This window comes from Rossellomorea sp. ABR4_004, assembly GCF_056159585.1.
The window spans coordinates 109,860-122,654 of sequence record NZ_JBSWVM010000002.1 but is presented as its reverse complement, the minus strand read 5'-3'; the positions used below and the strand labels follow the sequence as shown (position 1 = coordinate 122,654).

The following is a 12,795-nucleotide window of genomic DNA, read 5'->3' as shown; positions in this document are numbered from 1 at the left end:
TTCCTTTTCAAAAAAGTGATATATATTGCCATAGCCAAATAAACTCCTAAAACTAAGACAATAAATAAAGGGGTCGAAAAGGAAGTCATAGAAACACCCTCACTTTAATTCATGGTACGTAGGATGGAATATCATTAAAAGGATAGCGATAATAGGAATGGATAATATGATGGCAAGTAATGGCCTTTTATGGTGCAATCCTAACATTGAAAACATGATGACATTAAAAATTGCAGACCATCCTAAATTCCAGCCATTTTCATAAAGAAACAGTCCTTTTTTATGAAATAAGTATTCCAAAAAGGTGAAGTAAGCAATCCAGCAGGCAAGATACAGCCATTTCTTTCTTCTATATGGAAAATAACGAAGAAAGATCATGATGACGACAGGAATGATAAAAAAAGTGAAAACGAGATCAATTAACGTATGGTTAAGCCAATCAACCGTCACAGCTTTATATTCCCAAAGTGTGTGATTATAAAAAATCACGTTATAGGAGAGATTGCAAATAATATAATATTGAACCGTTGGATAATACTCTCTCCAACGTTTCCAATCAATAAAGAGCTTGGCGAAAATAAGATACACAACCACTACCAGAATTAGATACATATTGAGTACAATCCTTGTTTTTGTTACTCAGTATGGACGTAACGTAAAAAGAATAGACATCCTGGACAGATTTAGTGCCTGATTCACATTGAATCAGGCACTTTAATTGGAGTATCTATTCCTTTTCTGACAGTACTTTATCAATCGCCTGGGCAACACCATGATCTGTATTGATGCCAGTGACCCAATCTGCGGCTTCCTTCACGGCTTCCTGTGCGTTCCCCATCGCAACTCCGAAACCGGCTTCACGAATCATGGCTATATCATTCATACTGTCCCCGACCGCCATGACTTGTTCCATGGACAGGTCCAGCCATTTGCAAACCTTCACTAAAGCGGCTGCCTTATTGACACCTGCAGGATTGATTTCAATATTTGTCGGCGAAGAATTTGTGATTTCCAGTGCTTCATTTTTCACCAGCTCGTCCATCATGACTTTGCGGACGTCATCATCCTGAATATCGAAACCAAACTTCAGCCAGTTATAGGTATCGATTTCCTGATCAAAAGGATTATTCGTATTGAAAAGTCCTTGGGAAGTGGAAGACCAGAAGTAGACATCATGCTCTTCTTTTAATTTCCAAAGCTGTTTCACAAGATCAAGATCAAGTGGGATGCTGTCTACCAGATTGTATTCATGATCGTAAATTTCCCCGCCATTCACGGTCACCAGATAAGATGAACGTCCAAGCTCATCCGAAATGTCGCGGCACGTGAAAAGGGAGCGGCCAGTACTTAACACCACATGAATACCTTTCTCCTTAGCACGCTGAATGGCTTGTGCGTTTTCAGGAGATACCTCTCCTTCGTGATTGACCAGTGTCCCATCCATATCCAGGGCAATTAATCTAATATCCATTATATCTATCACGTCCTTCTATTCATTCATATCCAGTGTAATATAATTCGAGCAAATCTTCTAGGAAGCCGACTTGATGGAGGTATTATTTCCTATGTAATGCACTTCATATTACAATAGGAATGAGTATATATTTGAGAGGAAGAGAACAATGGAGTCTACATATGAAAAAGGTAAGTGGAAGCAGCTTATTACTTTAATAAAGGAAACCGATCCACCGAAAACCCTGTTTGGCATTTCTTTATTCTTGAGCCTGCTTACAACGATTGCGGGACTTGCTATACCATTATTAACAAGTAAGTTGATCGATGACTTCAGTTTAGATTCGTTAAGCAAAGGGGTCATCATAGGGATGATTGCTGCCTTTTTTGTTCAAGCGATAGCAGGAGGAGTGTCTGTTTACATATTGGCGAGGGTCGGGCAGCATGTGATTGCCTCCTTGAGAGAGAAGCTTTGGAGAAAGTTGCTGGTTCTGCCCGTTCCTTATTATGATTCACATGAAACGGGTGACTCTGTCAGCCGTATGACCAGTGATACGGGAGTGATCAAGAACCTGATCACCGAGCACCTGACAGGCTTTATTACAGGGATCATTTCTGTAATAGGTGCCATCATCGTACTGTTTTATTTAGATTGGCCTCTTACCCTGGTGATGTTTTCAATCATACCACTGTCACTCTTGTTTCTTATCCCGATTGGCAAAAAGATGGCTGACATCTCAAGGGGATTGCAAACAGAGACTGCAAGCTTTTCGGCTATATTAACGAGAGTCCTTTCGGAAATCCGTCTCGTGAAGTCATCCAATGCGGAAGAGATCGAATTTCAAAAAGGACAAACAGGTATCAAGAAACTCTATGCCCTCGGATTAAAGGAAGGGATCATTCAAGCGTTAATGTCTCCGGTCGTTTCATCTTTAATTATCATCGTCCTTGTACTCATTATTGGATTCGGCGGTATTCGAGTGACCTCTGGAACCATGACGGCCGGGGAGCTTGTTGCTTTCTTCATCTACCTCTTTCAGATAATCATGCCGATCACCCAGATCATCGTGTTCGTGACTCAGTTCCAGAAAACAGTGGGGGCAACAGAGAAAGTGTTATCGATTCTCAATCTAGACGAAGAAAACCTTGAGGAAGGAAGGTCCGTCCCTCAAACGGATCGTGCCCTGGTCCTTGATGGGGTGACGTTTGGGTATGAAGAGGGGGAGAAAGTGTTAAAGGATGTGACGATAACGGCCGAAAAAGGGAAAGTGACGGCCATCGTTGGTCCGAGTGGGAGTGGGAAAACGACACTGTTTTCATTAATTGAGCAGTTCTATAAGCCACAGCAAGGAGACATTCTATTGGGGGAAGAGACGATCAGTTCATATTCGCTAAAATCATGGAGGGAACTTCTTGGCTACGTCTCCCAGGATAGTCCGATCTATTCGGGAACGATCGGGGACAATATCTCTTACGGGCTCCATGGAGATATAGCAGAGGAAAAGATGATAGCCGCTTCAAAAATGGCTTATGCCCATGAATTTATTAAGGACCTCCCTAACGGTTATCAAACAGAAGTGGGAGAAAGAGGAATCAAGCTTTCAGGAGGACAGCGGCAACGACTTGCCATTGCAAGAGCACTATTGAGGGACCCGGATATCCTCATGCTGGATGAAGCCACTTCAAGCCTGGATAGCCAATCGGAAATTGTCGTTCAGGAAGCGCTAAAGAACTTAATGAAGGGACGGACCACCCTCGTGATTGCCCATCGCTTATCCACCATCGTGGATGCTGATCAGATCGTCTTTTTAGAAAAAGGAAAGGTGACTGGGGTCGGTACACATGAGGAGTTGTTTACATCCCATGCTTTATACCGTGACTTTGCGAGACAGCAGTTAAGAATAGGGGATCAGCCTGATGCGGGAAGTGAATTAGCATGAAACCTTTTACTGAACGAGTGGTGAAAATCATACAGGGTATCCCTTCTGGAAAAGTGATGACGTACGGTCAAATCGCTTCATTGGCAGGCAGTCCTAGAGCTGCCAGACAGGTCGTGCGGATTCTTCACTCCATGAGTGAAAAGTATAAGCTCCCCTGGCACCGGGTTTTGAATAGCAAGGGGGAAATTGGGTTCGGGGATGAAGAGCAAGCGATGCACCAAAGGCTATGTTTGGAAGCTGAGGGGGTTCATTTCATTGGGAAGAATCGGATTAGGTTAGAGGAGTATCGGTATTTGTCTTAACACTTACATTGATTGTAAAAAAGGAAAGGTAACCAATATTCAAGGTTACCTTTTTTTGTTAATTCAGCTGTCCATTCCTAAGTCTCTTCAGCCAACGTTTTTGTCGGGAACTGATAAAAAAATAACCAACTACACTTAATCCAGATACTGCGAAACTAGCTTGCGAAATGAGGTTCAAATCCAACCCTAATCCTGTGAAGGCACCAACGCCACCGAAGAGCAGAAGGATGAAAGCCTGCTTCTTTTGGTTTTCAAATACCACAAACTGAAACTCATTTTGCTGATGATGGTCCTTTTGTTCAAGCGCTTTTTCTGGTACATCCAACAACTGTCGGACTTTCTGAACAGTCTGAAAGAGAGGTTGGGCACTGACCCATTTCATAAGGAGCTCCCACTTGTTTGTGTTACTATCCTTTACCCAATCCATGAAGGCGGGATTGACGACATCAAGGATTTCTTCATCGGGACTCAATGTATGAACAATTCCTTCTATAGTTGCAAAAGACCGGCCTAAAAAGATAAAACGGGTAGGCACTTGTACAGGTAATGATTTCACCATATCATTAATTTCTTTCTTAACGGTTAGCAGATCCATCTGTTTGAACTGCTCCATATCGAGTGTGACAAATTCCTTCAGCACGGGTTCGATCGTTTTCGGACTTGCATCAGGAAGTAAAAAACCTAATTGAGCCAGCGCTTCTGCTGCTTTCCGGAAATTCTTTAGAAGGATACCTTCCAGAAGATCTTGAAAGTGAGTGGAATCTCTTTTGGAAATTTCCCCAATCATTCCGTAATCCAATAGAATAAAGGTACCATCCGGCTGAAGCAGTATATTTCCTGCATGTGGGTCGGCATGAAAGATGCCCGGCTCGAGCCATTGGGGGAGGAAGAGGCGAAATAATTCCTGAGCTAACTTCTGCCCGTCCAACCCATAAGATTCTAACGCATTTCTGTCATTCAATCGAACACCATCCACCCACTCCATCACCAATACTTTATCTGTACAAAGTTCAGGATACATAGCAGGAATCTTCACGTTTGGATGGTCTTTGAAACGTTGTTTGAACGAAAGAGCGGTGCTCATTTCTTTAGAAAAGTCGAGCTCTTGTTCGATGACTTGCTTTAATTCCTGATAAAGCATTTTGAAATCAATGAACCCCTTGGGAACTGGAGCGAAACGTCGGGCGAACCAAATAATGATGGCAAGGGAACGGAAATCCGTCTTCACCAGGGACGGAATCTCAGGCCGCTGCACCTTTATAGCCGCTTGGGTACCGTCTAATAGTGTCGCTTTGTAAACTTCTCCTATTGAAGCGGAAGCAACAGCTTCTGATTCGATGGCCAGTACCTTGGTAGTCACCGAGCTTTTCCATTCACGTTCCAGAACCTTTTCAATGTCCTCCCATGGTGAAGGAGGAACATGATCGACCAAATCCTGTATTTGATTGATAAACCCTCTCGGAAGCAAATCCTCACGTATACTGAGGAGCTGACCCACCTTAATTAGAACACCATTTAACTCAAATAATGTTTCTTTAAACTCTTTTCCAATGCGCTCCCAGAGCTTCTCTTTCTCCCATTGGGACTTACCGCGGATACGGTACCAATAGACTCTCACCACGATTGAAAGCGCCAGTGATAATACTTTCCACATTCTCCAAAGCTTTTTCTCTGATTTCATCGTTTCATCCCCCGTAACTGGACTGTCTAGTTCTATTATGTAATACGGATAAAGAAGAAGAAAGTTTCTCTGCATTATCATCAAAATAGTTCATTTTTCGTTGGATTTTCATGGTAATATATTGAATAATATCAGAGAAAGGATTCTAACGATACCAAAGGATATGAATCACAGAATGAGTGGGATTTAATATAATTCATCAGGCAAAAGATAATAGGGAATGGTTCAAAAAATATGAAATTGAGGTGGAGTATATGAAACTGGCTTTTCTATGTCATCCGGTTAAAAATTTAACGGAATCTCTCAATTATTATCGTGATACATTAGGGTTTGAAGAAGCATGGCGAGAGGGGGATCACACGATTGCTCTCAATTTACCAGGTACGGATGTTCAATTGATGATCGAAAATGACGAGCCTGATTTAGTACCCGGTGGAATTTTCATCGTAGACAGCGTAGACGAATACTATGAACAACATCAGGAAAAACTTCATTTCATAAAAACTCCATGTGATATTCCTCCAGGCAGATATGCCATATATCAAGATGATAGTGACAATTTAATCCGGATTATTGACATGAGTCGCGGGCGCTGACGTAGATGATTGGTTGGCGAGGATTGTTCACCTGTTCGAATATCGATGATTTTTGACAAGTGAATGTGGCTTTGGATTTGACAGTTAATCATCGATGGATAGTAACAGTTGAAATTTTCCTGAAAGATAGAGGGAATTCATTTTTCGCCAAAAAATTTATTAAGAAATATACAACAAACTTTCCGATTTTGACACCTTTGTGAACTGCTTAAACGCCTATTGCAATAAGGATGGAGAAGGGGTATATTATAAGTGTAAAGAACATGTGAAGCATTTCACAAAAAACAGCTATCATACCAAAACCATCACAAACTTTGATCAACTGTTTTTTTAACCATTCTTGTGAAATATTTCACAATATACACCCAAAAGGAGATGATCCATTATGAGATGGTGGGAAAATCAAAAGGTGAGCATGGTTTGGACAGTGATTAGAATTTGGTTGGGCGTTCAGTGGCTGGAAGCGGGTTGGCATAAGGTGAACGATGGTTTTGATGCAAGCGGCTTCTTGCAAGGAGCATTGGCGAAGGCGGCAGGAGATCATCCAGCCGTTCAAGGGTGGTACGCAGAATTCCTAAAAGGTTTCGCAATACCGAATGTCGATTTATTCAATATTTTGATACCTTGGGGAGAAGTACTGGTGGGAGTTGGCTTGATAGTCGGATTCATGACAATACCGGCACTACTCGCAGGTGCATTCATGAACTTAAATTTCTTATTAGCGGGAACAGTGAGCACGAATCCAATTCTCTATACAGTTGCCATCATCCTTCTTTTTGCCGGCAGAGGGGCAAACTGTTGGGGAGTTGACCGCTGGGTGATGCCATACCTGAAACAGATGGTCCTACCTAAAGACAAGCAGCATAAAAAGCCGATCGTGGTAGGATAGTACGTTTAATTAAAACCACCCATGCAGTCACTGCATGGGTGGTTTCTTAATGAATTCCTCATGACCTATCTTTTTTACCTACCGGGATTACTCTATTGGTTTTTCTTCACTCGTGCACGCTGGTTGGCAGCGTTGGCGCGAGCTTGTGCTTCCATATCAGCCTGGTCGGCAAGTTCACGTGAGAACTCTTCGTCAACACCGTCAGATTTGAGCTGAGCGGGTGTTTGAGGCAAGCTGTTTTTGTTTCCTCGTTTACTATTTCCGCGTGATCTGCCCAATATGAACATCCCCTTTTCAGTTGGTTAAAAAATAAAGGTACAGACTAAGGAGTCTGTACCTTTATTCTTCTTCAAAGTAAGGGGTTTTAGTTAGGTAATAATTGTCTATCTATGGGGTTTGGAACTGAAGCCGCCTGCACGATCGGCTGCTTTGAATTCTCGTGAATACGTTACTTCCTGCGCACTGGAAAGAACCGATTTGTTTTTGTCTTTCTTTTTCTTATTATCCATTCGTATGTACATCCCTTCTTTTCAAGATTAATACTATTTTTGCCTTGAAAAGAAAGGGGCATACCTGTGATTTAATGATAAATGTCAATCAGTGCACTTTTTAATTCAGGGTACTCAAATTGAAAACCGTTTTCTGAAAGGACACTCGGAAGTACTTTTTGGCCTTCTAGCACTAAGGCGCTCATTTCACCCATTGTTACTTTTAAAGCAAGGGATGGGACAGGGATCCAGTGTGGCCTGCCAAGCACGGCTCCGAGGGTTTTCCCAAACTCTTTCATGGAAACAGGAGAAGGTGCTGTCACATTGACCGGTCCCGAGATGGATTCTGTTTCAACAATGAAATGCACAGCTCTTGCGATGTCTTTTATATGGACCCACGACATCCATTGGTCCCCGGATCCAACCGTTCCTCCCACGAACATTTTATATGGAAGAGCGATTCGGGGGAGGGCGCCTTCGTCTTTCCCGAGAATAATTCCAAAGCGTGCATATGCAACCCGGATGTCCAGATGATGCGCTTTGCTCGCTTCTTTTTCCCATATTTGAACCGTTTCTCCTAAAAAGTTGTCTGCCGTTTCCGTTGAGGCTTCCGTATACGTATTCGTTTTGGAAGAAGGATAGTAGCCGATTGCACTTGCGTTTATAAGACACGCGGGTTTTTCTTTCAATGCTTTAATAATGTTCATTACCTCTTGGGTTGAGTTGATTCGGCTATTGATGATTCGTTTCTTTCGCTCATCCGTCCAGCGGCCGCTGTTGATGGATTCCCCTGCAAGGTTAATGAAGGCTTGGATTCCTTCGAGCTCTTCTTCGGGTTTCGCACCGTCAGATAGCCATTTTACATAGGTAACACCTGAACGATTGTCGTATTTATCCGGATTTCGGGTAAGTATCATTACTTCGTGATGGTGTTCGAGAAGTTCCTCCGTCAGAGCCTGACCGACAAAACCCGTACCACCTGTTATAGCGATCTTCATCATCATCCCTCCAATATACTTATTATTTTACCTATCTACAGAATAAAAAACATATGCTGAATGTGTTAGGATTACTATGAGGTGGAAAAAATGGGTAAGATTACGAAAATAACGAAGCAAGTAAAGAACGATGAACGTTACAATTTATTTATAGATGGAAAATATTCTTTCAGTGTCGATGAAGCAGTATTGGCGAAGTTCCAGCTCAGAAAAGGCTTGGAAGTCGATGAGCTTGAGATTTCGGAGCTTCAGTACGAAGACGATGTAAAAAAAGCATTCAATAAAGCCATTCAGTATTTAGCCTATCGAATGCGTACTGAAAAAGAAATCAGGGACCATTTACAAGAAGGTGATCCTGAAGATGGCGTCATACAGGAAGTGATTCATAAATTAAATGATATTAAATACATCAATGATTTAGAATTCGCTCAAGCATTTGTCGGGACTCACATGAATACCTCCGATAAGGGACCGACCTGGATTCGGGGGGAATTAAGAAGAAAAGGGGTGGATGACCCTTATATTGAAGAGGCTCTTTCTGCATTTACAGAAGAGAAGCAGGTCGATAAAGCGGTCGGTCTCACCGAAAAACTTCTTCAAAAATACCGGAAAGATTCAAAGATGATCGCCAAGCAAAAAATTGAGCAGAATTTGATGCGAAAAGGATATCCGGGTTCTGTCATGAAAATGGTCTGGGAGACAGTAGAATCTGATCGGGATGACGATGAAAAATGGGATGCTGTCTATCACCAAGGGTTAAAGGCTCATAGAAAACTGAGTTCAAAGTATGAGGGATACGAGTATGTCCAGAAGATGAAACAGATCTTGTATCGAAAAGGTTTCTCTATGGAGGACATCGATAGACTTTTGGAAGAATTAAAAGAAAATGAAGAATGATTTGATGTTTTCAAGGTAGATTGAACTATAGGGGTATGACAAGGGGGAGTTCGTGTGGAGATTTTCACGCTTCTGTTTGCTGGTATAACACTTCTGCTGCTCATCGGTACGACTAAAAAATTCAAGCTTTACACAGGTGGAATTGTCGTGGGGGCGGCGGTACTATTTATCATTGGTGAAATCATCATTAAAGTCCAAACCGGATTCTATACACTGGGGAAACAAGAATGGTATAACCAAGGGTACGCCGAAACCATGGGGAAATGGGTGATGCCATTTTTTCTCTTAGGGGTGGCGATCTTCCTCATCCTCGTGAACATCCGGATAATCCAGCAGTTTCTCAAAAGAAAAGACGGTATCCGCTGGGTGTGGATGGCACTTGTCGTTGTTATTGATGCCTTCGCTGTATTTTTGGTCCCTGTTTTATTATTTGTGGTGGCCTTTATGTTCTTCCCGTTTGCTCCATAATTGAGAAGGCAGTCTTCCTTTAGGGAAGGCTGCCTATTCAGGTTTATTTTTTTGATTCAATGACGATTTCGTCTTTTTCTTTGTATTCATTCACAATCAATTCCGCAACTTCTTTAGGAGAGCGAAGTCTTGATGGATCACTGATATGGTCACTGTTTTCCCAGAATGGGGTATCCATTCCACCCATATATGCATTCACGATGCGAAGATTCGAGTCCTCATACTCCTTCTGTAAACTTTCACCAAATCCTCTGAGGGCAAACTTACTCGCTACATACAATGATTCGTTCATTTTACCTCTAAGGCCAGCTGTTGAAATGATGTTAATGATGGTGCTATTTGGTTCCAGTTGATTTAGAAGTGCCTTGGTAAGTCGAATGGGACCCAGTGCATTGGTTTCAAACATGCTTACTAATTCCTCATCGTCCGTTTCCTTGAAGGGCCCGAAATAGCCTACTCCTGCGTTATGTACGAGTAATTCAACATTTAGATCATTTAGATAATTTTTGCCGAATTGTTGAATGTCATGAGTTGAACGAATATCCAACGGGGCAAATGAAACATGTCCGCCTATACTTTCAATTTCTGCAGCAGCTTCTTTTAAGCGGTTTTCCGTTCGGCCAAGAAGCAAGATATGATATCCCTGCTGGCTAAGAAGTTTTCCTAATTCTTTTCCAAGGCCGGAGCCTCCGCCTGTGATGATGGCTGTTTTCATGATGGTGTCATCCTTTCTGGTGAATTTGGTTAGATGATTGTCTTGGAATAAGGGTCGTCTTATGCTTGTCGGGTCTGACCAAGCCGCTTCCGCTTTTCTTATTGTATCATTTTCTCTATACTACTATTAGTAGAGGTGATGAAGAATGGAACAAGAGAGAAGATATAGTGAGATGACGGAGCATGAGCTGAAGCAGGAAATTGCTTCGTTGAAAGAGAAGGCGAGAAAAGCTGAACAGCTGGGGATTGTGAATGAGTTTGCCGTATTGGAACGAAAGGCTCTTATGGCACAGGCTTATTTAATGGATCCAGACAGCTACAAGCCTGGTGGAATATACGCAATAGAAGGGGATCCAGGTACATATTTCAAAGTGGACTATCTGAACGGGGTATTTGCCTGGGGATATCGCCTTGGAGGAGACGGAAAAGAAGAAGCACTGCCGATTTCGCTGTTGGCAGGGGAAAAGAAATAAAGGAGAGGTCCGTCATAGGGACGGACCTCGTAAGCAGGCTAGGAACGCTTGCGTGTCTGGTTCTCTAGTATGATTAAGTCTTGAGTTTGTGTGGTTTGTCCATTAGCTTGGGAATGGGCATGCTTCGGGTTGTAGAATGCCTTGTTAAATGGACTGCTGTACTTATTTCGGTAGAAGTTGTTTTTCATGTTTGCCATCGTAACTACCCCCTAAACAAATTTCACTTCATTAAAGTGAGTCGTGATCTCTTTCTCCAGAAGCTTTCATACGTTCTTGAGGATGGGTATTGATGGTGCCGTTAGCCCTTTTAGATGCAAATTCCGCTTTAGCTCTCGGTTCACCTTCGAATTTATTGTTATTCATGTTAGGGAACCCTGTCGTTTTATTTCGCATAAAGTGCCTCCTAAAAGGTGAATTTTCTGACTCATACCGTGAAGAAGCAAAGATTCACAACTAAGCTTAACCACGTACTAATAGTATGGGTGAAATGGTGTACATTATCATAAAAGCGGGAACTAAATATATGGAAAAGGAGGAGACAAAATGGAGTCAACATTCCACGAATTAACACAATTGTTAATTGAAAAAATAATAAGCTTTCATATGAAAAAGCGAGAACCTGGATTGAACTTGTTTGGGAAGATTTTGAAGCAACATACGCAAAAGCAGGTTACGATTATAAAGGGAAGGCAGTAACGGAAAAAGTCGTTCGCCAATGGGTCAATACATACGGAGAACAAATCCACGAATTTGCTGCACAAAACCCTAAATACAAACACCTGATCGACGATAAGGAAGATGATGATTTAGTGCATTAAAGTGATGAGGGACGGACCTTGAAAAGGTCCGTCCCTCACTGCTTTAATCGATTAAAATGTCGATGTCGACTTTTGAGCGGAGTTTTTCTTCGCTGAAGACCCATCCTGTGTAGGAGCTGACAATGGTCAGATCTTTGTCGAGCTGTACCAGGGCGACAAAGGGATAGTGTCCGTTATTTCTGTAGCGAAGATCGATGAAGCGAACTTCAAAATGATCTTCGTATTCGTCCACTTCCCAGCGGAAAACAGGCGAAAAAGAAAGAAAAGCGGCCAGATTTTTATCTTTTTTAGCAGCATTGATTACTGAATTCTCTGGTATCGGTACCCGTTCAAATTTATCAAAAATCGTAATCGACCGTCTGAATGCCCGCGCGACATAATAATGCTCCTTTGTAACGATCGCAAGGCGCCATTGGAAGAATCGGATGGTCGGAGAAACGATTATTTTCTCCGCTTTAGGGATTCTTCGCTTAACAGCATTTTTTACGGCTTTTTGAACCTGGAATCTCAATACATAATAAGCAAAAATCACCATGTACATGACCAAAAAGGTTTTTCCGGGAGGTAATCCGATGCCCCAAAGGATCAATCCTCCAATATGAATCCCGAAAATAATCGGATCAAACGTGTTAATGACCCCTAAAGCGACCCATTTCGACGAGATCGGCCTGATGGCTTGTGTCCCATAGGCGTTGAAAATGTCGACAAATACATGGAGGAATACGGCCACAAATGTCCAAATCCATAAATGAAGCAAATCTGCCCCCGGGAAAAAAGGATAAAGACAAGCGACAATTAGAAGTGGCCACAGAGCAACAGCTGGAATGCTGTGGGTGATGCCTCGGTGATGACGTATATAAACGGCATTATTGCGTAATTTCAAAACGGTATCAATGTCTGGTATTTGAGAGCCGATGACTGCTGCAACGAGCACACTTTGAGAAGTGGCTGCACTTTCAGCAACAACGGGATCCAGGGTGGCTAAGCCCCCAAGAGCGAAACCCATGACGATATGTGTGCCTGTATCCAAAAAAAGTCCTCCCTTGGCTCGCATTTCTTTGATTTCTTTATGACTTGTA

At 42.3% G+C, this 12,795-nt stretch carries 17 protein-coding genes and 1 pseudogene; 8 read left to right on the top strand and 10 right to left on the bottom strand.

What is annotated here, in order from left to right:
- Positions 1-99: 99 nt before the first annotated feature.
- Positions 100-612: a CBO0543 family protein gene (locus ACXAF2_RS13525; RefSeq protein WP_475139365.1), complete on the bottom strand. Its 513-nt coding sequence runs from the start codon at positions 610-612 to the stop codon at positions 100-102.
- A 115-nt stretch (positions 613-727) separates the two neighbouring features.
- On the bottom strand, positions 728-1,471 hold the full coding sequence (locus ACXAF2_RS13520) for a Cof-type HAD-IIB family hydrolase (protein ID WP_475139363.1): 744 nt from the start codon (positions 1,469-1,471) through the stop codon (positions 728-730).
- 151 nt (positions 1,472-1,622) lie between these two features.
- Here ACXAF2_RS13520 and ACXAF2_RS13515 point away from each other — a divergent pair, with 151 nt between their 5' ends.
- Together ACXAF2_RS13515 and ACXAF2_RS13510 are read left to right on the top strand one after the other, a co-directional pair.
- Positions 1,623-3,392, top strand: a complete 1,770-nt coding sequence (locus tag ACXAF2_RS13515; protein ID WP_475139361.1) for an ABC transporter ATP-binding protein — start codon at positions 1,623-1,625, stop codon at positions 3,390-3,392.
- A complete protein-coding gene (locus ACXAF2_RS13510) occupies positions 3,389-3,694 on the top strand; it encodes an MGMT family protein (RefSeq protein ID WP_475139360.1) in 306 nt (101 codons plus the stop codon). The genes ACXAF2_RS13515 and ACXAF2_RS13510 overlap by 4 nt, the downstream gene beginning before the upstream one ends.
- A 58-nt stretch (positions 3,695-3,752) precedes the next feature.
- Here the strand turns inward: ACXAF2_RS13510 and ACXAF2_RS13505 are convergent, their stop codons facing one another.
- Entirely contained in the window at positions 3,753-5,375 is a 1,623-nt protein-coding gene (locus ACXAF2_RS13505; RefSeq protein WP_475139358.1) for an ABC1 kinase family protein, read from the bottom strand.
- 254 nt (positions 5,376-5,629) lie between these two features.
- Here ACXAF2_RS13505 and ACXAF2_RS13500 point away from each other — a divergent pair, with 254 nt between their 5' ends.
- Together ACXAF2_RS13500 and ACXAF2_RS13495 are read left to right on the top strand one after the other, a co-directional pair.
- A complete protein-coding gene (locus ACXAF2_RS13500; protein WP_475139356.1) occupies positions 5,630-5,971 on the top strand; it encodes a VOC family protein in 342 nt (113 codons plus the stop codon).
- 385 nt (positions 5,972-6,356) lie between these two features.
- Positions 6,357-6,860 carry a DoxX family protein gene (locus tag ACXAF2_RS13495; RefSeq protein WP_475139355.1) on the top strand — a complete coding sequence of 168 codons (504 nt, stop codon included), beginning with the start codon at positions 6,357-6,359 and terminating at the stop codon, positions 6,858-6,860.
- Between the two features lie 92 nt (positions 6,861-6,952).
- On the opposite strand, the gene ACXAF2_RS13490 is transcribed toward ACXAF2_RS13495, so the two are convergent.
- From ACXAF2_RS13490 to ACXAF2_RS13480, 3 genes are all read right to left on the bottom strand, one after another.
- The gene (locus ACXAF2_RS13490; protein ID WP_044339722.1) at positions 6,953-7,138 is read right to left on the bottom strand and encodes a YfhD family protein; all 186 of its coding nucleotides are present in this window, start codon (positions 7,136-7,138) and stop codon (positions 6,953-6,955) included.
- Positions 7,139-7,243: 105 nt separating this feature from the next.
- Positions 7,244-7,369: a YfhE family protein gene (locus tag ACXAF2_RS13485; RefSeq protein ID WP_315635613.1), complete on the bottom strand. Its 126-nt coding sequence runs from the start codon at positions 7,367-7,369 to the stop codon at positions 7,244-7,246.
- 71 nt (positions 7,370-7,440) lie between these two features.
- Positions 7,441-8,346, bottom strand: a complete 906-nt coding sequence (locus ACXAF2_RS13480) for a TIGR01777 family oxidoreductase (RefSeq protein ID WP_475139353.1) — start codon at positions 8,344-8,346, stop codon at positions 7,441-7,443.
- Positions 8,347-8,436: 90 nt separating this feature from the next.
- Here ACXAF2_RS13480 and recX point away from each other — a divergent pair, with 90 nt between their 5' ends.
- Positions 8,437-9,243 (top strand): recombination regulator RecX, encoded by an 807-nt coding sequence (gene recX, locus ACXAF2_RS13475; protein WP_475139351.1) that lies wholly within the window; start codon positions 8,437-8,439, stop codon positions 9,241-9,243.
- Between the two features lie 54 nt (positions 9,244-9,297).
- Positions 9,298-9,711 (top strand): hypothetical protein, encoded by a 414-nt coding sequence (locus ACXAF2_RS13470; protein ID WP_475139350.1) that lies wholly within the window; start codon positions 9,298-9,300, stop codon positions 9,709-9,711.
- A gap of 43 nt (positions 9,712-9,754) precedes the next feature.
- On the opposite strand, the gene ACXAF2_RS13465 is transcribed toward ACXAF2_RS13470, so the two are convergent.
- Positions 9,755-10,426 (bottom strand): SDR family NAD(P)-dependent oxidoreductase, encoded by a 672-nt coding sequence (locus tag ACXAF2_RS13465; protein WP_475139348.1) that lies wholly within the window; start codon positions 10,424-10,426, stop codon positions 9,755-9,757.
- A gap of 145 nt (positions 10,427-10,571) precedes the next feature.
- On the opposite strand from ACXAF2_RS13465, the gene ACXAF2_RS13460 reads away from it, so the two are divergent.
- Complete coding sequence (locus tag ACXAF2_RS13460; RefSeq protein WP_148968106.1) at positions 10,572-10,898, top strand: YfhH family protein; 327 nt, start codon at positions 10,572-10,574, stop codon at positions 10,896-10,898.
- 38 nt (positions 10,899-10,936) lie between these two features.
- Here the strand turns inward: ACXAF2_RS13460 and ACXAF2_RS13455 are convergent, their stop codons facing one another.
- Together ACXAF2_RS13455 and ACXAF2_RS13450 are read right to left on the bottom strand one after the other, a co-directional pair.
- A complete protein-coding gene (locus tag ACXAF2_RS13455; RefSeq protein ID WP_082051311.1) occupies positions 10,937-11,095 on the bottom strand; it encodes a YpzG family protein in 159 nt (52 codons plus the stop codon).
- A 31-nt stretch (positions 11,096-11,126) separates the two neighbouring features.
- Positions 11,127-11,291, bottom strand: a complete 165-nt coding sequence (locus ACXAF2_RS13450; protein ID WP_044339716.1) for a small, acid-soluble spore protein K — start codon at positions 11,289-11,291, stop codon at positions 11,127-11,129.
- 150 nt (positions 11,292-11,441) lie between these two features.
- On the opposite strand from ACXAF2_RS13450, the pseudogene ACXAF2_RS13445 reads away from it, so the two are divergent.
- Positions 11,442-11,716: pseudogene (locus ACXAF2_RS13445) on the top strand (YfhJ family protein).
- A gap of 43 nt (positions 11,717-11,759) precedes the next feature.
- Here ACXAF2_RS13445 and ACXAF2_RS13440 read toward each other — a convergent pair.
- Positions 11,760-12,746: a metal-dependent hydrolase gene (locus ACXAF2_RS13440; RefSeq protein ID WP_475139346.1), complete on the bottom strand. Its 987-nt coding sequence runs from the start codon at positions 12,744-12,746 to the stop codon at positions 11,760-11,762.
- Between the last annotated feature and the right edge of the window lie 49 nt (positions 12,747-12,795).